Source organism: Paenibacillus tyrphae, from assembly GCF_000722545.1.
Lineage (GTDB): Bacteria > Bacillota > Bacilli > Paenibacillales > NBRC-103111 > Paenibacillus_G > Paenibacillus_G tyrfis.
Genome location: NZ_JNVM01000031.1, coordinates 1 through 19,621 on the forward strand (window position 1 = coordinate 1; position 19,621 = coordinate 19,621).

23 protein-coding genes and 1 pseudogene are annotated in these 19,621 nt (G+C 47.0%); 23 read left to right on the forward strand and 1 reads right to left on the reverse strand.

All coding sequences use genetic code 11. The features are described 5' to 3' along the window. The first annotated feature begins 148 nt into the window (after positions 1-148). The 18 genes from ET33_RS28220 (at position 149) to ET33_RS28305 (ending at position 14,445) form a co-directional block, all read left to right on the forward strand. Entirely contained in the window at positions 149-664 is a 516-nt protein-coding gene (locus ET33_RS28220; RefSeq protein WP_036690004.1) for a DinB family protein, read from the forward strand. Positions 665-800: 136 nt separating this feature from the next. Continuing rightward, on the forward strand, positions 801-1,370 hold the full coding sequence (locus ET33_RS28225; protein ID WP_036690005.1) for a YdeI/OmpD-associated family protein: 570 nt from the start codon (positions 801-803) through the stop codon (positions 1,368-1,370). Between the two features lie 141 nt (positions 1,371-1,511). Further along, complete coding sequence (locus tag ET33_RS28230) at positions 1,512-2,015, forward strand: GNAT family N-acetyltransferase (protein WP_036690006.1); 504 nt, start codon at positions 1,512-1,514, stop codon at positions 2,013-2,015. A 107-nt stretch (positions 2,016-2,122) separates the two neighbouring features. Next, a complete protein-coding gene (locus tag ET33_RS28235; RefSeq protein ID WP_051775731.1) occupies positions 2,123-2,569 on the forward strand; it encodes a GNAT family N-acetyltransferase in 447 nt (148 codons plus the stop codon). A gap of 61 nt (positions 2,570-2,630) precedes the next feature. Beyond that, positions 2,631-3,053 (forward strand): hypothetical protein, encoded by a 423-nt coding sequence (locus ET33_RS28240; RefSeq protein WP_051775733.1) that lies wholly within the window; start codon positions 2,631-2,633, stop codon positions 3,051-3,053. Positions 3,054-3,098: 45 nt separating this feature from the next. After that, positions 3,099-3,764: a SanA/YdcF family protein gene (locus tag ET33_RS28245; protein ID WP_081890546.1), complete on the forward strand. Its 666-nt coding sequence runs from the start codon at positions 3,099-3,101 to the stop codon at positions 3,762-3,764. Between the two features lie 212 nt (positions 3,765-3,976). Continuing rightward, complete coding sequence (locus ET33_RS28250) at positions 3,977-4,954, forward strand: helix-turn-helix transcriptional regulator (protein ID WP_036690303.1); 978 nt, start codon at positions 3,977-3,979, stop codon at positions 4,952-4,954. Between the two features lie 162 nt (positions 4,955-5,116). Then, positions 5,117-5,665, forward strand: a complete 549-nt coding sequence (locus ET33_RS28255; protein WP_036690010.1) for a nitroreductase family protein — start codon at positions 5,117-5,119, stop codon at positions 5,663-5,665. A gap of 18 nt (positions 5,666-5,683) precedes the next feature. Next, positions 5,684-6,463, forward strand: a complete 780-nt coding sequence (sufC, locus tag ET33_RS28260; protein ID WP_036690012.1) for a Fe-S cluster assembly ATPase SufC — start codon at positions 5,684-5,686, stop codon at positions 6,461-6,463. 22 nt (positions 6,464-6,485) lie between these two features. Beyond that, positions 6,486-7,790, forward strand: coding sequence for a Fe-S cluster assembly protein SufD (sufD, locus tag ET33_RS28265; protein WP_036690013.1), 1,305 nt, complete (start codon positions 6,486-6,488; stop codon positions 7,788-7,790). A gap of 122 nt (positions 7,791-7,912) precedes the next feature. Next, positions 7,913-9,310 carry a Fe-S cluster assembly protein SufB gene (sufB, locus tag ET33_RS28270; protein ID WP_036690014.1) on the forward strand — a complete coding sequence of 466 codons (1,398 nt, stop codon included), beginning with the start codon at positions 7,913-7,915 and terminating at the stop codon, positions 9,308-9,310. A gap of 46 nt (positions 9,311-9,356) precedes the next feature. Next, positions 9,357-9,836, forward strand: coding sequence for a Fur family transcriptional regulator (locus tag ET33_RS28275; RefSeq protein WP_036690016.1), 480 nt, complete (start codon positions 9,357-9,359; stop codon positions 9,834-9,836). Positions 9,837-10,005: 169 nt separating this feature from the next. Continuing rightward, a complete protein-coding gene (locus ET33_RS28280) occupies positions 10,006-10,272 on the forward strand; it encodes a hypothetical protein (protein WP_036690017.1) in 267 nt (88 codons plus the stop codon). A 42-nt stretch (positions 10,273-10,314) separates the two neighbouring features. Beyond that, the gene (locus ET33_RS28285) at positions 10,315-10,896 is read left to right on the forward strand and encodes a DMP19 family protein (RefSeq protein ID WP_036690018.1); all 582 of its coding nucleotides are present in this window, start codon (positions 10,315-10,317) and stop codon (positions 10,894-10,896) included. A gap of 77 nt (positions 10,897-10,973) precedes the next feature. Next, entirely contained in the window at positions 10,974-12,176 is a 1,203-nt protein-coding gene (locus ET33_RS28290) for a MerR family transcriptional regulator (protein ID WP_036690019.1), read from the forward strand. Further along, on the forward strand, positions 12,173-13,135 hold the full coding sequence (nudK, locus tag ET33_RS28295) for a GDP-mannose pyrophosphatase NudK (RefSeq protein ID WP_036690020.1): 963 nt from the start codon (positions 12,173-12,175) through the stop codon (positions 13,133-13,135). The genes ET33_RS28290 and nudK overlap by 4 nt, the downstream gene beginning before the upstream one ends. Positions 13,136-13,180: 45 nt before the next feature. Further along, positions 13,181-13,765 carry a hypothetical protein gene (locus ET33_RS28300; RefSeq protein ID WP_036690022.1) on the forward strand — a complete coding sequence of 195 codons (585 nt, stop codon included), beginning with the start codon at positions 13,181-13,183 and terminating at the stop codon, positions 13,763-13,765. 125 nt (positions 13,766-13,890) lie between these two features. Continuing rightward, positions 13,891-14,445 carry an O-acetyl-ADP-ribose deacetylase gene (locus tag ET33_RS28305; RefSeq protein WP_036690023.1) on the forward strand — a complete coding sequence of 185 codons (555 nt, stop codon included), beginning with the start codon at positions 13,891-13,893 and terminating at the stop codon, positions 14,443-14,445. A 66-nt stretch (positions 14,446-14,511) separates the two neighbouring features. Here the strand turns inward: ET33_RS28305 and ET33_RS40700 are convergent, their stop codons facing one another. Further along, positions 14,512-15,108, reverse strand: a complete 597-nt coding sequence (locus ET33_RS40700) for a pentapeptide repeat-containing protein (protein WP_036690024.1) — start codon at positions 15,106-15,108, stop codon at positions 14,512-14,514. Positions 15,109-15,522: 414 nt separating this feature from the next. On the opposite strand from ET33_RS40700, the pseudogene ET33_RS28315 reads away from it, so the two are divergent. From ET33_RS28315 to ET33_RS28335, 5 genes and pseudogenes are all read left to right on the forward strand, one after another. Beyond that, positions 15,523-15,819, forward strand: a pseudogene (locus tag ET33_RS28315) (HAD family hydrolase); the annotation flags it as partial. A 97-nt stretch (positions 15,820-15,916) separates the two neighbouring features. Continuing rightward, entirely contained in the window at positions 15,917-17,431 is a 1,515-nt protein-coding gene (locus ET33_RS28320; protein WP_036690025.1) for a hypothetical protein, read from the forward strand. A gap of 115 nt (positions 17,432-17,546) precedes the next feature. Next, the gene (locus ET33_RS28325; protein WP_036690026.1) at positions 17,547-18,101 is read left to right on the forward strand and encodes a hypothetical protein; all 555 of its coding nucleotides are present in this window, start codon (positions 17,547-17,549) and stop codon (positions 18,099-18,101) included. Positions 18,102-18,624: 523 nt separating this feature from the next. Beyond that, on the forward strand, positions 18,625-19,113 hold the full coding sequence (locus ET33_RS28330; RefSeq protein ID WP_036690027.1) for a cysteine hydrolase family protein: 489 nt from the start codon (positions 18,625-18,627) through the stop codon (positions 19,111-19,113). Positions 19,114-19,161: 48 nt separating this feature from the next. After that, complete coding sequence (locus ET33_RS28335; protein WP_036690028.1) at positions 19,162-19,566, forward strand: RidA family protein; 405 nt, start codon at positions 19,162-19,164, stop codon at positions 19,564-19,566. Positions 19,567-19,621 lie beyond the last annotated feature (55 nt).

Consider the following 19,621-nt stretch of genomic DNA (forward strand, 5'->3'; position numbering starts at 1 on the left):
GTTCGCAAGAATCCCCCACCTCGGCGCCATTAGTGCAGGTAGTGGGAGTGTTCAAGAAGATGTATGACAGACTGTTGTCATATATCTTTTTTTATTATAACGACAGGAACAAAATCAAATCCATGGCAAGTCAAAAGGAGACGATCCAATGAATCATCCTGTACAAATGTTCGACTACCATGCGTGGGCTACTCAAACCCTCTTGGGACGAATCAAGGAGCTCCCGTCCTCGGTGCTGCAAGAAGAAGTAAACACCTCGTTTCCCACCATTGGCGAAGCGTTCGCGCATATTTATGCGATCGACAAGTGTTGGCTTCAGGTTCTGAGTGGTACCCGTATGCCCAAGGCGCTGGAAGAGTGCCTTCCACTTCAACAAGAAACACTTCGGTACTCTGTCGATGAATTCGCGAATGCCTTTCGTGAGTTAGCGGAACAATACAGAGCGTGGTTCCGAAACCAAGACGATTTGGAGCAAATTATTGTGCTCGAGAATCCGTACGCCGGAACGCGCAACACTCGATTATCGGAAATTGTGCTGCAAGCGGTCAACCACGGTACCTACCACCGAGGCAATATTTCGACCATGTTGCGCCAACTGGGCCATGCATCCACGATGAACGATTATTCACTTTTTTGGTATCAGGAACCCGCGGAATCCATTTAATCTCTGACGTCGAATGAGTACGTTCTAAATCCTCAGCAGGAACGTATTAACAGTCTAAAAAGGTCGATATTTCTGGGAACAGAGAAATCGGCCTTTTATTACTCTCCGTACCTAGAGAGGAGAATGTATTTTAGCTATGGAAATTGAAAATCTAATTACCGTAAAATCGAGAGACGATATGAGGGTTTGGCTACAGGAAAATTGTAAGACGGAAAAATCTTTTTGGGTAGTGGTTAGTATTACGCCAAAGTCCGATACGCTGTTATATTTGGACGCGGTCGAAGAATCTTTGTGCTTTGGATGGATCGATGGAGTCAAAAAGAAAATATCTGAAACTGAGCTGGCGCAGAGACTGTCTCCTAGAAGTAAAAGAAGTTCATGGACTGAATTGAATAAAGAACGTGTCCGCCGCCTCGAAAAGTTGGGGTTAATGAGAGACGAGGGAAGAAAGGTATTACCTGATATGAGCCACGATTCTTTTAAAATAGATTGGGTTATAGAGCAAAGGCTAAAAGAGGAAAAGCAAGTATATGAGAATTTTATGGCATTTCCAGATCTTTATAAAAGAGTTCGGATCGACACGATGCAAAGCAAGAAGAATCAGCCAAAATTATTTAGGAGCAGATTAGACAAATTCATAACAAACACTAGAGAAAACAAAATGTACGGTCAATGGCATGATCATGGACGCCTACTAGATTATTAAGATGCGCCTCCTCGCGACCGACCGATGGCTTAATCATCACACTTGAAGTATAGCAAACAATGGGAATAATGGTGTAAAATATGTACAACGTAAACTCTGAGTCTGCCACTCCGAAATTAAAGGATAGAGGAGACGAGTCCGGTGAATATCAGATTAGCCTCTGTTCGTGATATTGAAGGCATGGCCCGGGTACATGTCGAGAGCTGGAAGTCTACTTATAACGGGATCGTATCCGATTCTTTTCTGTCTAATTTAACCTTGGAAAAAAGAATGAAGAATTGGAAAGTGATTTTTGACAATCTTACTCAGGATGAAGCCATTTATGTTGTTGAAGATTTAGGAAGCATCATGGGCTTTGTTCATGGCGGGAAGAGCAGGGAGCCCGACTTTGAATACGATGCGGAGTTGTATGCCATTTATCTATTGAAGAAAGTACAGAGAAACGGATATGGAAAGCTGCTCTTCGAGCGTTTCATTGAAGCGCTGAAGCAAAGAAACTATCAATCGTTCATGCTTTGGGTCCTTGAAGATAATCCGTCGATGGAGTTCTACAAGAAACAAGGCGGACAATACATAGGCAAGAAAGAAATACAAATCGGAGAAAATAAATTAATTGAAATCGCGCTTGGATGGAAAGAGATTTAAAAGGAGCTGTAAAAAAGAAATAACTGATTTTTTCAGATTAGCCATACAAAATGGTGAGGTGTGATCTTTTGCTAGTAACGTTGGAGAAGGTTAAGGAAGATGGGATAATGACATTAAACCATCTTGTAGAGCTCGCATCTTATGATCTTTCTGAATACAACGGTAGAGACGTCAATGAGAACGGGTTGTTTGTAGCGGACTTCGACTCAAAAAGCTGGCTGGATAGCGAGCATTTTCATTTATTTTTTATTAGAGCAGATGGGAAAATAGCCGGTTTTGTAGTCATTCGCCATTTATATAAGGAGCAAGTGATCAATCTAAATCATTTTTTCGTACTTCGGAAGTATAGAAGACAAGGTGTCGGCAGGGAAGCGGCGGCACAAGCGTTTAATTTGTTCAAGGGGCGTTGGAGAGTCAACCAGTATGACTGGAACGTCCCTGCCCAGCATTTTTGGAGAAGCGTTATTCAAGCTTATTCTAACCAAAATTACACCGAGACGATAAGAGAAGATATCCAGGGCCCCTCACAAGAATTTTCAAACCATGAAATGTAGACCGAATGAAGTCAGACAAAGATCTTTATTCCGGGATGTGATGATCATTAAGAAGGCCCTAATGGTTTTATTTGCCCTTTGGATGTTTGGGATATTTGCAGGTTGTGAAAGCAATACCAACAATCTATTGGAAAATAAAGCGATCAGCTCCATTGATTTGGAATGTAAGAATCAGTGCACGCTGAGTGACGGAACCCCTTTTATTCATCGTGAGTTTAAAGAAGAAGCTGAATTGAAACTATTTACGGACGCCATAAAGAAAGCCGAGAAGATGCCTGGCATTCTTGATTATTTTGTAATCTTGGAAATGCGGATAACTTTTGAAGACCGTACAAGCAAAATGTTTTATTTGAACATTTCGAATTCGACGGATCTACAGACCGGCCTGCTTATAGAGCAATCGAAATCGGAACAAGGCTATCAAATTTCATCCAAAATAAGTGAGCGACTAAGGGAAACGATTTACAAGACAACAGCGTCTTAAGACCAATACGGCGTACATCACTAAAACAAGTCTGGGGTAATTTCCGTGAAGCGTTTAAAAAGACTAGGAACCATCATCGTTAGCCTTACACTCATTGGAATAGGGTCAATTTTTACAATAAATTACCACATCAAAGCATATGCCAATCCATATGTGAAGAACATCAACGAATTGCCTAATGCGGATGCCATATTGGTGTTGGGAGCCTATGTGTATCCGGATGGCAGAGTTTCGGATATGCTGCGAGACCGGCTAGAAACTTCACTCGAAGCATACCGGGAAGAAAAAGCTCCTAAAGTCATTGTCAGCGGTGATCATGGAAGACAAGATTACGATGAAGTCAATACAATGAAACAATACCTTTTGAATCAAAATTTAAAGAATGAGAATGTGTTTATGGATCATGCGGGCTTCAGCACCTATGAAAGTCTATCCAGAGCCAAGGAAATATTTAAAATAAATAAGCTCATTATCGTAACCCAAGACTATCATCTTAGCAGGGCAGTATACATAGCAAGGAAGATGGGGATCGAAGCCTACGGAATTGCAGCGGACAAAATGTCATACGGGGACATGAAAAAATACAAGATCAGAGAAATACTGGCGAGAAACAAAGACTTCATCAATGCGAACATCCTTAAATCACGTCCGACTTATTTAGGAGATGCAATACCGATAACCGCCGATGGAAGGTTAACGAACGACAAGTGATTTCTGTAAAAGTCGCATGTCTACGAATACAATTTGTGCCGGGATGCACCGTAAACCCTTGTGAAATGCCGCAAGGGTTTTTCATTTGCCATTCATCGCTTTTGGCGGAAGATCAGTTGATAACGATTCTCAATGGTGCTACGATAAAAATTAAATTTACAAAGCTGTATTTTAGCGCATACGAAAGCATGAATCATTGGGAGGTGCTTTATATGGATCAGATTATTCAATCAACGAATATACATGGATACTTTGACGGGCTTTCCGCGTATCTAACGGATAACGGATCGGAGCAAGGGGGAGACGAACAGCTCATTCTTTCTCCCCTTCATGGAAAGGGCAGCATTTCCCGTCTGAAAATCAGACAAGGCATTGAAGTTGTCATTTCGGATATGACGTTGGAAGAAGACTGGAACCAGTATATTCATGAAGATCGGGTTTTTGAAATCAATTATTGCTTCAGCGGCAGCTCAGATTATTATTTCAGGGGAAACCGTTACTCAACTTCAGTACAATCCGGCAATGTATACTCTATGGAAGATAGCGAAATTCGATTGTTCAAGAAATCAAAACAGAGGTACCTATACCTGGAAATCAGGATGTCGCCGGAGCAGGTGCTGCGTTACTTTGAACATGCAGACGATTATCGAAGCGTGGAGAACTGGTTACAGAATCAGATGGGGCGAATAAGCCCCTTGCAGAACTCTATGATACTCAAGCGAGCAGTGAATGAGATGGTACACTCGTCTTATAGGGGATCATTAAAAAAATTGCATATGGAAAGCAAGATCATGGAAATTGTTTTGCTGCTTTTAGAAAAATATATGCCGGAACATGAATCCAATGCAGGGTCTTACATGAAGAAACAAGATATAGAAAAGCTATATGCGGCCAAGCAAATCATTGCGGATCGGCTCGATAATCCGCTATCCCTGAAAGAACTGGCGCGAGCCTCGGAACTAAACGAGTTCAAGTTAAAGAAGGGTTTTAAAGAATTGTTTGGAATGACCGTGTTTGAATATGTACGAGATCAACGTCTTGAAAAGGGAGTATTCTTAATGCAAGTTGAACAGTTGAATGTCGGTGAGGCTGCGGCGGCTGTAGGATATAGCAATCCAAGCAATTTTTCGGCGGCCTTCTTTAAAAAATACGGTTGCAAGCCAATTCAATTTGTGAAGTCAAAAAAATAAATGCAAATAACGTTTACAGCCGAAAAAAATCCGTGTACAGGTAGAGATTATTTTATTTGAGAATGATAATCAATATTAAGAAGTGGCGTAAATAAAAGTTCGGAGAATGCTTATTCGTTTCTCGGCTGCTTCAGACCTGTTAACCTAAACGGAGGCGATACGATGGAATTAGCTCAAGCAATTCGAGAGCGGCGAACGGTTCTAAGATTTAATGATACTCCTGTCCCGAGGCAACTGCTGATCGATATGTTGAACGATGCGGTCTGGGCTCCCAATCATGGGATGCGCGAGCCGTGGCGGTTTGTAGAGATCAAAAGAGAGACGATCGAGCCCATGTGCCGATTGATTGCGGACTGGTATCAAAAAAATAACCGGTACACGGAAGAACAAATCGAGCGGTGGTATGAAACGGTTATTCGCGTGCCCGCTTATTTGGTGGTCGTGGCGAAAAAAAGTGACGATCTGAAAATATGGGAAGAGGATTATGCGGCCGTATGCTGCCTGATTCAAAACATCCAGCTTCTTGGCTGGGAACGCGGTGTGGGCATGGTGTGGGCCACCAATGATTTTATCGATTGCGATGAATACCGCGAGTTCTTGCAAATTAAAAGCGACGAGAAGATCGTCGGCGTTTTGAATATGGGCTTCTTCGACCGGGAACCGAAGCCTCGTCCGCGAACGCCGGCAGAGAAAAAATTGACCAGCTTGTAATACAGGAGGAGACATTCGATGGCCAACTTGTTTGAAATTCATGGGCTCAAATCGGAAATAGAAGGCAAGGAAATATTGAAAGGCTTCAGTCTTTCCATTCAAGGAGGGCAAGTTCATGCGATCATGGGCCCGAACGGGACCGGCAAGAGCACGCTCGCGTCCTCGATCATGGGGCATCCGAAGTACGAGGTAACCGGCGGCGAGGTCTACCTGGAGGGCGAGGACGTGCTTGAGATGGACGTTGACGAGCGCGCTCGTGCCGGCTTGTTCCTAGCGATGCAATATCCCAGCGAAATAACGGGTGTCACCAACGCCGATTTCCTGCGCAGCGCGATCAATGCGCGCCGCGGCGAAGGCAGCGAGATTTCCCTCATCAAGTTCGTTCGCCTGATGGAAAGCAAAATGAGGGAGCTTGAAATGAACCCCGAGTTCATGCACCGTTACTTGAACGAAGGATTCTCCGGCGGGGAGAAGAAGCGCAACGAGATTTTGCAGATGATGATGCTGGAGCCGAAACTCGCCATTTTGGACGAGATCGACTCCGGTCTCGACATCGACGCGCTCAAGATCGTTGCGGCGGGCGTTAATGCGATGCGCCATACGGAGCGGAGCTTCCTGATCATCACCCATTATCAGCGTCTGCTGAACTACATTAAGCCCGATTTCGTCCATGTCATGATGCAGGGACGCATTGTGAAGTCCGGTGGACCGGAGCTGGCGGAGCGTCTGGAAGCGGAAGGCTACGATTGGGTCAAAGAAGAGTTGGGCATCGTCGACGAGACGGTCAGCCAAGCATAAAAGGAGAAGGAGGCCAGCAATCATGAGTACACCGACTATCTCTTTCGACCGCAAATCCGCCGCTGCACTCGCCCACAGTAAAAATGAACCGTCCTGGCTCGTTGCTTGGCGGGAGGAAGCGGCAGAATGGGCCGAGACCTTGGAGCTCCCTAAGCCGGAGAAAACGCCGATCCAGCGTTGGAATCTGGACGTTCAGGGAGCGCATCGTCCGGGTCAGGTCGTATCCGCGCCAGCGGAGCTGCCGCAAGCGATCGCTTCCGTGCTGGACGCGGAAAGCACCGGGGCGGTCATCGTACAGCACAACTCCTCCGTCGTTTACACGCGGCTGCCCGAGCAGTTGAAAGCCAAGGGCGTTCTGCTGTCGAGCCTGGAGGAAGCAGCCCGGACGCACGAAGAGCTGCTTCGCTCGCATCTGATGACAGCTTACGCTCGGGACGAGCATAAGCTGTCGGCAATGCATGCCGCCTTATGGAATGGCGGGGTATTCCTGTACGTGCCGCCCGGCGTGGAGCTCGAAGTACCGGTGCAGGCGATATTGTTCGCCGATGACGCGGAAGCGACGTTCGTACCGCACGTTCTGGTTATTGCGGAAGCGAATAGCCGTGTCTCCTTCGTGGAGAACGTCTCCTCGTCCTTGGGCGAGACGAAGTCGACGTTGCTTCATAACGGAGCCGTCGAAGTGTTCGCGAAAGCAGGTGCACATGTTCGATATGCCGCCGTGCATCATTTGGATAGTTCCTCAATCGACATTTCGTATCGCCGTGCCGTGACTGACAACGGCGCGCGCATGGAATGGCTTATCGGCGATATGCACGAGGGTAACACCGTATCGGATACGAAAACGATCCTGAAGGGCAGCGGCTCAACTTCGGATGCCAAGATCATTTCCGTAGGCACGGGCTCGCAGCGGATGAGCTTGACGACGGGCGCCGTTCATATCGGCCGCTCCTCCGAGAGCGGCATGGTAACCCGCGCCGTCATGAAGGACGAGGCTACTGCCATCATTAACGGCGTGACGAAGATTGAGAAGGGGGCGACCAAGGCGAATGGCGAGCAGACGGAACGGATCCTGATGCTGAGCTCGAAGGCTCGCGGCGACGCCAATCCGATCCTCCTAATCGACGAAGACGACGTCAAAGCCGGCCACGCGGCGAGCGTAGGGCAGGTCAACGCCGAGCAGGTATACTATTTGATGTCGCGTGGCATATCCCGCGCGGAGGCGGAACGGCTGATCATCTACGGCTTCCTGGATCCGGTCGTCTCCGAGATTCCGTTGGAAGTCGTGCGCGATCAGTTGCAGCGCATTTTGGAAAGGAAGCTGGGATAAACGAATTCGTCCTGCAGCGACTAGACCAGCCACCAGTCTGCTGAATTAGTAGCGCTTCAAGCGTGCTATGCTCATCAGGAGCCACAGGGCCGCAAATAACCTAAGCAAGGAGTTGAATCGCCATGGCCAAACAAATGCCGGAGTTAGAAGAATACAAGTACGGTTTCCGCGACGAGCACAAGGCGATATTCCAATCCGGCAAAGGATTGACGCCGGAAATTGTCCGCACGATTTCGAAAATAAAAAATGAGCCGGAATGGATGCTGAAGTTCCGCTTAAAATCGCTTGAGCAGTTTAACAAGATGCCGCTGCCGCGTTGGGGCGGCAGCCTCGACGAGTTGGATTTTGACGATATTCAATATTACGTCAGGCCGTCCGAGAAGCAAGGCAAGACATGGGAAGAAGTACCGGAAGAGATCAAATCGACGTTCGATAGGCTGGGTATCCCGGAAGCGGAACAGAAGTTTCTGGCCGGCGTATCCGCCCAATACGAATCGGAAGTCGTCTACCACCATATGCGGGAAGATCTCGAGAAACAAGGCGTCATTTTCCTGGATACCGATTCCGCGCTTCGCGAGCATCCGGACCTTTTCCAGGAATACTTCAGCACCATCGTTCCGCCGGAAGACAACAAGTTCGCGGCGCTCAACAGCGCGGTATGGTCGGGCGGCAGCTTCATCTACGTTCCGAAAGGCGTGAAGTGCGAGATTCCGCTGCAGGCATATTTCCGCATTAACTCCGAGAACATGGGACAGTTCGAACGCACGCTTATCATCGCCGACGAAGGCAGCTTCGTGCACTACGTTGAGGGCTGCACGGCTCCAATCTATAGCACCAATTCGCTGCACAGCGCCGTTGTCGAAATCATCGTGAAGAAGGATGCCCGCGTCCGTTACACGACGATCCAGAACTGGGCACCGAACATTTACAACCTTGTCACGAAGCGCGCAGTCGCCGGAGAGAATGCGACGATGGAATGGATCGACGGTAACGTCGGCTCCAGGCTGACCATGAAGTATCCGGCTGTCGTTCTTAAAGGCCGTGGTGCGAAGGGAATGGTGCTCTCCATCGCCGTCGCCGGCAAATGCCAGCACCAAGACGCCGGCGCAAAGATGTTTCATCTGGCGCCGGACACGACTTCGACGATCGTATCGAAGTCGATCTCCAAGCACGGCGGCAAAGTAACGTACCGCGGTATCGCCTCCTTCGGCCGCAACGCCGAAGGCGCCAAAGCGAATGTCAAGTGCGACACGCTTATTCTCGACAACCAGTCGACGAGCGATACGATCCCGTATAACGAAGTGATGAACGAAAACATTACGCTCGAACATGAGGCGACCGTATCCAAGGTGTCTGAGGATCAGTTGTTCTATCTGATGAGCCGTGGTCTCTCCGAATCGGAAGCGACCCAGATGATCGTCATGGGCTTTATCGAGCCGTTCACGAAGGAGTTGCCAATGGAATACGCGGTAGAAATGAATCGTTTGATCAAGTTCGAGATGGAAGGCTCGATCGGATAAGGCAGAGCCGAATAAATAATGTCCGTAGGAAGGAGGTATCTGCGCTATGGCGATATCGCCGGATCGACTGGGCAAGATAACTCGAAAACTGGCTTTAAAAGGCTACAGATTGACAAAGCAGCGGGCAATGACTTTGGAGGTTTTGCTGGAGAAAGAAATGGAATATTTGACCGCGGAGGAAGTGTTTTTGCTGACCAAGGGCAAGTATCCTCTCATAGGAATAGCTACCGTTTACCGCACATTGGAACTATTAAGCGAGCTGCGCATCGTACAGAAGATAGCCTTAATCGATAAGTCGACCCGATTTGGTTTCCGCAATGACGAATCTGAACATCGGCAGCATCATTTAATTTGCCACGAATGCGGTCTCATAGAAACGGTGAAAGAGGATTGGCTGTTGGAAATGGAAATCGATTTGAATTGCAAGTTCGGATTCAAGGTTTTGGATCATAGTCTCGACTTTATAGGGACGTATGCCGTGTGTAATGAGAATGCTTGCAAAAAGTCAGGTCTATCCGTATCCTAACAATTCAAAGTATAGCGAAGACCGCTAGTGCTCATGCGAAGCAGCGGCTTCGCTTTTTTTTGCGTTTGCGATGCCTGTGTATTTAGTTTGCGTACCTATAGGACGATGTAAATAAAAGGAGCAATACCACGGGGTATAATGGTTGAATAAGAATAAAGGATGATGAGCTATGTTCGAACTTGAAGTTAAAGATGTATTCAAGATCACAGGCCGAGGGTACGTGATTGCAGGAGAAATAACCGAGAACGGCGCGATTTTAAGAAAAGGGGACATTTTGGTAAATAAAGAAGACAGGGAACAAAAAATTGCTGTAAACTCCATTGAAATGTTAAATTACGGATCGGCATCAAGAAAGTTGAACCATATTGGGTTTTTGACCGACATTTCGGACGAAGCGGCAAAAGCCATAGTCGGAAAAAGACTGTGCAAAGAATAAAAGACTACGCTGCGTTTGCGTGGCGGAACAAGGAGAGGACAAATGGAAATCCACCAAACCATCTTACGAAGATTGTTACCCGGTGATAAGGAGCTTTTAAATGCATCCGCTGATGAAATTATGGATCACGTCGCTTTAACTATGTACAGCCAAGAAAACATTCAACTGAAGGACGAAGAGATCTTCTTCAAGCTTCCGGCTTTGCTTCGGGACATCGTGCTGCTCATCGATTTCGATACCGAATTAAATATGAACGGCATCCTGGGATTTTTGGAAAACTCGGCCGGAAAATATGTTAACGAGACCATCGAAGCGTTGGAACGCATCGGAGCGGTTCATGACGCGAACGCATTGAAAGCCATCCATCGGATTCTTGAAAACTACAATTTGAGCACAGGGCAGCTGCATCGCGATCTGCAGGACTTGGAGCCGTATGAAATCAATCATTTCAGGCAAGTCCATGCGATTGCGGATGATGAGTTTTTCGAAGAAATCCAGCACGCCGCCGAGAAATTAACTATCTACAGTCAGGAAGAAAATATGTTCGATCATTTAATTGCCTACATCGAAGCTCATAAAAGGAGCTTTGTTGAAGACGTACAGGCTATGCTATCTGAAAAATAAAGCTTGTAGGTGACGTTACGTAACCGGATATAATCGCCATAGGGTTAATTTTTGGGGGATACGGAGGGGGGGGTAATGTGAAAAGCGGCGACTATGCAACAACAGGGCAAATTGCCAAAAAGACTGGGATCACGCTGCGAACGCTGCGGTACTACGATCAGATCGGGCTGCTGTCTCCTACTCAGCACAGTCAGACGTCGGCGAGGCTGTACAGCAAGGAAGACCTGATTCGACTGCAGAAGATTCAGACGTTAAAGTATATCGGCTTGACCCTTCAAGAGATCAAGGAGGTGATTCGCGAAGAATCGTTATCCGGACATGACCTCCGAAGCTCGTTGACGGCGCAAAAAGAGACGCTCCGGCAAAAGCTCGCGCACATGGAAGTTGTGGTCAAGGCGATAAATCAAGCGATGGGAATTATGAAGAGCAAGCCGCAGGACGTAGAGTGGAGCAGTCTGATCGAGCTCATCCATGCGGTCCATTCGGAAAAAGATTGGGTCGAGCAGTACCATACCGCGACGCGTCTGCAAACGAGAATCCAGCTCTACGACAAATGCAGCGTCAATCCGATCGGTTGGCATCGCTGGCTGTTCGGGCATTTGGGAGAGCAGTCCGGATTCACGGTGCTTGAGGTCGGCTGCGGTGACGGCGCTTTATGGGCCCGGAATATGGACCGGATTCCTGAAGCTTGGAGGGTAACGCTCTCGGACTTTTCGCACGGGATGCTTGAGGAAGCGCGAAGCGGCTTAGGGGAACATAAAGGGCAATTCAAGTTTGTGGTGGCCGATGTGCAGGATATCCCCTTCCATGACGAACAGTTCGATATCGTTATCGCCAACAATATGCTTTACCATGTGCCGGACATGCCCAAAGCGCTTTCCGAAATTCATCGGGTCTTAAAGCCAGGAGGAAGATTGTTCGCTGCGACGATGAGCAAGCGGCATTTGCAGGAAGTCGAGCAGTTCGCGGCGGCGTTTGACCCCGAGATTCGTGTGTTGGATCCCGTCATCGAGCGATTTAATTTGGATAACGGTGGGCGGATTTTGTCCCCGTGGTTTTCCGAGGTTCGGCTGTATACATATGATGACCACTTGCTGGTGAGCGAAGTCCAGCCGCTCCTGGATTACATCACCTCGACTCCGATGAATGCCCGTCAGCGGTTGACGGGAGCTGCGCTGCATCATTTTGAAAGCTTTTTAAATTCCATGATCGAACGTGAAGGGAAGATCCGTATTTCGAAGGACTCCGGATTTTTCTTAGGGAGGAAGCGATCCATATGACAAGACAGGGCAATCCAAGAGTACGTATCCTGAAAGAAGAGATATTATCGGACAACTGGTACGTCTTAAAGAAATCGACCTTCGAATATCAAAAGCAAGACGATACTTGGGAGACTCAAGCGCGTGAAGTATACGACCGCGGCAATGGAGCGACGATCCTGCTGTATAATCGTGCGCAGCAGACGGTGGTGCTGACCAAGCAGTTTCGGATGCCGACCTATGTGAACGGAAACGACACGGGAATGCTTATCGAAACGTGCGCGGGCCTGCTGGACCGGGAAACCCCGGAAGCAAGCATTGTACGCGAGACAGAGGAAGAGACGGGGTACCGCGTCACCGAGATTGTGAAAGTCGGCGATGCGTATATGTCTCCCGGCTCTGTGACGGAGATTTTGCATTTTTATACGGCCGAATACAGTCCGGGCATGCTGGCAGGGGAAGGTGGAGGGATGGAAGAAGAGCAGGAGCATATCGAGGTTCTTGAACTCCCGTTCATCGAGGCGCTCGAAATGGTGCGAACCGGCGAAATTTGCGATGCCAAAACGATCATGCTGCTGCAGTATGCGCAAATTCACGGACTTCTTGAGCCGGAGGTCAAGCCGCTGCATATTCTTATCGCCGGACCGTATCGCTCCGGAACCGGGGACGATCCCGAGCTTCTGGAGCAAAACGTCCGCTTTATGAACGAAATCGCTTTGCAGGTATACGAAGCGGGACATTTGCCCGTTCTAGGCGAGTGGTATGCGCTCCCGTTGATCGTGACCGCAGGGTCGAAGACCATTGGAGACGATGTGTTCAATCGCATATTCCATCCGTCTTCCATTCGGCTGTTGGATTGCTGCGATGCGGTGCTACGGGTTGGAGGACCGTCTCAGGGGGCGGACGAGATGGTCAGAGTGGCAGAGGAGAAAGGCAAGCTGGTCTATTGGCATCTGGACGAATTGCCGAGCGTCGAGTGAATTTAGAGAAGCCGGGAATCCGGAGAAAACCCAAAGGAGTTACCGATGAAACGATTGATTTCTCAGTACCTGTTTTTGATATTAGGCGGCGCCATCATCATATTGGGGATGGTGTTTGCCGGGATTAACTTCTTGAACCATAATCCTATGAACGATAGAGTCGTGTTAAGCGCTCCCGGTACGAAGGAAGTGTTTTTATCATCGGGGAAATATAATTTGTTTTACGAATTTGATTCGAAACAGCTTAATTTGGGAGTGCTTCAGCTAAAAAAGGAAGAGAAATTCAATAATATAACGAATCTGGTCACGGTAAAGTTAAGTAAAGTATCGGACAATAAGGAAATTATGCTGGCAAAGGATTCTTCCATGAATTTTACATTTAACGATATTCGAGGCGAGTCGCTGTACAGCTTCGAGATCGTTGAAGAAGGAGATTATGGGGTTGAAATCAGTCCTACGATCGAATTGCCGAAGATGGCCACGTTTAGTATCGTGGGGGATTTGGCAAACAGTCTGCTTGGCGTCTTTAAGCAAGCGGGGATCGTTGTGTCCATGTCGATTCCCTTTCTGCTGATCGGGTGGTATATGTATGCCAGAGAGGCAAGAAGGAAGAAATATTTAGCACGTTAAGCCCGTTTTAGATTATAATAATGACAGAAACTAGCAATTAGCCATAAGCATAGACTTGATAAAAAACATCAGGATCTCGAATACGAGTATTTCCATGATGTTTTTTGTTACTTGGAGGTTCAATCATGGAAGAGATAAAGCTGCAAACGACGACCGTAAAGGTACTCCAAGGAGATATTACCAAAATAGCCTCGGATGTCATCGTGAATGCCGCCAATACAAGCTTGCTCGGCGGGGGCGGGGTTGACGGGGCGATCCATAGAGCCGGCGGCAAGCAGATTTTGGAGGAATGCAGGAAGATCAGAGATCAGCAAGGCGGATGCCAGGTCGGCGAGGCCGTTGTGACGACAGCGGGAAATTTACCGGCGTCCTTTGTGATTCACACCGTAGGACCAGTCTGGAACGGTGGAAAAAGCGGCGAGGAACCGAAGTTGACGAACTGCTATGTAAACACATTGAATCTAGCTTGCAAAAATCATGCACGCAGTATCGCTTTTCCTAATATCAGTACCGGTATTTATCGATTTCCGAAGGCTTTGGCAGCCAATATTGCGTTAGAGGCTGTATCTAATTTCATCCGCAGCCATCACGAGTCGAGTCTAGAGCAGATTTTGTTCGTCTGCTTTGATGAGGAAAATTACCGGATTTATCGGGATCGTTTGCGAGAGTATGTGATATAAAAGGATTTAGAGTTGCCGGAAGCATAGATGGTCTTTTTAACAAAGGGTTGACAGGATAGGTTAAGGTTAGTCGCCATCAATTAATTGGATGTCCATGCAATAGAGCAAAGATATCGCTTCAGGCAGCGTAAATTTGGCCTTCCGGATTGGATTGAGCCCCGGGTCAATCATGTAGTTGGTTGCAAAGGAGAAGTCCGCGGCCGTCAAGTTCGTCCGGTCAAACAGACTTTCGGAGAAATCTGTAGAGCGCATGTCCGCTTCCGTAAGGTCGGCTTCCCTGAAATCTACGTTCTTTGCCGTGCATTTTGTGATTACGCTCTTCGGCAGCGTCAGTCCGATGAAAGTGGAATGACTTAGGATACATTCTTCGAACCGAAGCAGACCGGACGTGATTTTTCGGGGTGGGGCCATTTCGGCCCAATTGATACCGATCAATTTGGAATGTGTGAAAGAAACCTGGGAGAAATCGCAGTCAAGCACTTGAATTAAACTTAAATTACAGTTCTCAAAAGTACATCCCGAAAATTTGCAATCTCTAAAGACCGTCTCGCTGAAATCACATTTGGTAAATGTGCAATCGTAGAACCGGACCGAGGTTACTTCCTTCTGCGAGTATTGTGCCTCCAAAAAGTGCTCGTCATAATATTCTTCTTCTATAAACAAAACGCATCACGTTCCTTATAGGTGTTTGGATGATAATTCTTTCCCAGTATATCATAGTTTAATCCATCTGGAGCAGACAGCTCATTTCGTATTAGAATAACTTTAACTGAATTTCCTTCCCTAAGAAAAGAAAATATATGTCAGAATATTATTTCTTTTTTTGGAAGTGATCGCCAAAGATTGTGTATTGGAGCCTGAACTAACAATGCCAGCATGAACATCTTGCAAGAAGGACTGCGCTTGTTGGCGAAGCCCAGCTGAACTGCTGGAACCGCAGGGATCGCTTGCTCAAGAAGAGAAGGATGCTTCTCTGTTCGCAAGAATCCCCCACCTCAGCGCCATTAGCGATGGTGGTGGGAGTGTTCAATGACTGATTTTGCTTACTAGGAAGAGCTTGTCGCCAGGTATGGCCAAAAATTAAACATACTTGTTACCGATTCCGGACGGCTCGTACAAATGATGTCCAACGAATCTTCAAAAGAAAATGTCGTGCAATACATCCTTCGAACGTTGGGGTTAACGATGAGCGACGCTTTGTGTCTTGGCGACGACTATAATGACCTGGGACTATTTCAATTCTGCGGTTATTCGGTTGCTATGGGAAATGCAATAAAGGAATTACAAGATATCGCAAATGAAATCACGGAAACCAACGATAACGATGGCGTAGCGTTAATCTTGGAGAGATTCGCCGGAAGCCAGAAGAGCTAGGGGAACTGTGCGCAAAATATTGTTGGGGATATATGCGCAGCTAAGAGGAGAAAGTATATTATAGTATTTAATAGGAATATATAGGGGGAGGCCGTTCATGAGAGAGAGCAAAATATTGCAACGGATTCCTGCTTCGATAGCTGTATCATCGAAACGTACCACGATGAGCCCCCGTGTGGCTGGCCCGGATTGGTTTTGCAACATGTCGAAGACCGTAGGAAATCAGGCTCTTCAACGGTATCTGATTTCCGGATTCTCGAAAACACCGCGACAAGGCACTGTCATTCAGCGCGCTATTGGGGTTGAATTAGAGGCCCCTAATTGGGAAGTGAGTACTCCAAAAGGAAAGCCATTTAAGAAGTATGCGCCGCTGGTTCGCGATGACGAGAACGGTTTCACGTTGTCAGCGGATGAATACTTGATGCCTAACGGAAAAAGCTCGAACCTCGAATTTGTGTCCGATGCGCACGCTGACAAAGATAATTTTCTCAGATCCGTCGGGAGTATGGACAAGCTAGCCAGGCACTTGGAACAACAGCACCAAGAGAACCCTATCGTGCTAAGCGACTTGTTGAAGAAGGCTGGCGAATCGGAAACGACATCGCCGTATAAGCTGGAGAATAAGGCGCATATCACGCCTCGGAAAAACCTCTTACCTTCGGTCCAAGTTACGATGGGCGTTCCGCTTGGAAAGATCACATCCTTGTTCTATAAGTTGGCCAACAAACAAGAGAAGCTAGAGGAACCCAGCAACGAAGACGCTGTTGAGAGGTTGGATCTGGAGACATCTAACAATAGAGCCCCTGTTAAGAAGCTGAATATATCCTCCTATGAAAATTCTGTGGGAGAGCTATTAACAAGCTTCGAACTCATGAAAAACATGTTTGAGGAAAGACGTACGGAGCTCGGATTTAATGTTGAAGAGAAGATGAGTCCTCCGCTTGAGGGGCTTTCCGCCATGATCGCTTACTACCTGCGCAGCAGTTTCGTGCCGATGGGACCACAGAGAGACCGGAAACGCCAATTTCCTAAGGGGCTGTTCCCGGTATTGGCCAAAACACCTTTTCATCAAATGTTCGAGCTACTTCCTGATCATGAGATCAAAGCTATACGGGACAAGAAGGGCCAGATGAATCCTGCATGGGTGGAGTGGTTTCTGTATGGAGCGTTGGGGGAATATGTTACCAAAGCGAAGAGCGATGAAGACCAAGAGAAAGTACGGGAAGATATCTTCAACGGCCCGATGCTGCCGCAAAAATTCGGGGAACCGGGAGAAAAAGAGTACAGGATTAAACTAGGGCGTTCGGAGTGGCTGCGTAACCTGCCAATGGACGATCTTTTGACGGAACGAAACAATCCTAAGCTTAAGGGGATGGGTGTTTTTTCCGGAAAAGGAGATGTACTTGCGGAGGAGTCCGTCGATAATACGAAAGAGTTAGAAACATATGCCCCCGTCTTTGAACTTCGTAGTATTAACGGCAGTCCGAAGACAGGAACATGGGAATCATGGGCGGAAGGTTATTGGAATTTCTACGAGGAGTTGGTTGGTCAAGGGGTGCGATACAAAACGCCAACGCCTGATAAACGGAAGGAGCGCTGTATCCTTCAATAAGTTGGTCGGAAAGAGCGAATTGCTGAGCATTTTTCAAGATTTCACAGATCGGAGTCGTCATTTTTACGAGTAGGGTAAAAAGAAGATTTAAGAATAGTGTAACGGAGGCATCTCAGTGAAAATCCGATGTGATTGCGGCGGTATCATTGTCGACCAAACCGATTATTTGCCATATAAGGGACATCTGATATCGGATCAAGATTGGTTTGATTTTTTGGATGCGATAGATCGAGCTATCGAGAAATCAGGACCGACGGAAAAAGATAAAGAAAGAGCTGCAATGGGCATACGCCGAATGGCTGGGCATTTGACAAAATTGATTTATCAATGCACCAGTTGCGGACTGTTGTACTTTACGAATGATGAGGAAGAGCTAGAAACATTTCAAAAGTCGGAACCGTTTGAAGGTAGAAGCATACTTGCTTCCGCGCATGGAGGAAACTGGAAGCAGCCTCTCATTGGAAGCTGGGACGATTCAAGAAAATACTCGTTTAAGGGATACCTTTGGTGTAAGGGTCTGGAAGAAGGCGAAGGAAACTTTGATAGTTGGGAGAGATTGGAGGAGAAATACTACGATATGCTGCTTGATTTAAAAAAGAGAAATCTCCTCCGATCGGCCCATTTGAAAAAGAATAATGAAATTGTTCATCAATGGAGTGATGAATCATGACCGTAAAAAGGTCTTCCGGCAGCCTTAGGCAAATCCGACGCGCACCTGCCGCCAAAGGGCTTTGACTTACTGAGTCGGAAACGGAAGCTCTCGAAATAACTAAGGAAGGACGGATTCCTATAGAAAAACTGAAATTTCATTGTGAAATCGTTACCAAAGAGGTACAATTGGTCGGTCAAAGCATTACGGCCAATTTCCCGCAGCATTTTCCGGATGCCGCACTATAGATTCAAACGCAATTTGTAGAGCGAAGGCATGAGATCGCAAACGCGAAAAATCTGGAAGTGCTGTTTTCCCCCTATATGTGCAATGGGATATTTGCTACGTACTTTGCCTGCCTGGAAGTAGAAGATTTATCGATCATTCCAGAGGGAATGATCGGTTTTAGGCTACATTTTTAGATCATTCGTGTCCGGTGGAAATCTATTATTTTTGAGGAAAATGTAGGGGAAGAACAGGTTGAATTATTAATTCCGATCAAGGAAAAGTGAGAAAATTTCATGAATAAAGGAGCCGGAAAACTATGAAAATAGCCCTGTTAATCGTGGATATGCAAACCGTCTTTCTGAAGGATAAAGAACAATCGAATATCGAAAAAGCATGCGAATATATCAATTATACGGCAGACCTGCTGCGGTCAAAGGGTCATCTCATTGTCCATATTCAAGACATTGAGGGACGGCAAGAGTCGAATAAGGAGTTATACGATATCATACCCGAAATTAAAGCAGAAGAGCACGAGAAGAGAGTTACCAAAGTATTCTCCAATGCTTTTTGGAAAACGGACCTGGAACAGCTTTTATTGGAGAACGAAGTCGGTCTTGTGATTGTGTCGGGATTTGCAGCAGAGCACTGCGTGCTGTTCACGTACAATGGGGCGAGGGAGAGAGGCTTTAAGACGGTCATCCTGCATAACGGAATCGTCGGTGAGCGGGATGTCGCGGTTGAAGCGATGTACCGGGATCGAAATATCATCTCCTATCCGGTCATCGAATCTTTCGTAGGCAACTGAAGCCATCTCTGAACAGTTCCTTACTTTCCCTGAATAGGAGTGAATTTCATGCAAAACGATAAGCAAATCATTTTCAGGAATCCGCAATCGATGCCGCCTGTAAACGGTTATACGCAAGTTGTGGAAGTGCGAAACGGAAGAACGATCTATGTTTCCGGGCAGGTGGCTGTTAACCAAAACGGAGAACTGGTCGGTGCGGGAGATCTGGCTACACAAACCGGGCAGGTATTTGAAAATATCAAACTTGCGTTGGAGGCTTCCGGCGTAAGCTTCAACGATGTTGTAAAATTGACCATCTTTTTAACGGACATCTCCCAAATGCAGATCGTGCGGGACATTCGGGATAGATATTTGAATACGACAAATCCACCTGCCAGTTCGGCCGTTGAAGTGAGTAAACTTGTGAATGATCATTTCTTGATTGAAATCGAAGCCATAGCCGTAGGGGAATAGTCTTTCATTATGGCAGGAGCAGGCGCCGCGGCGACTTGCTCCTGATCGTTAAAGT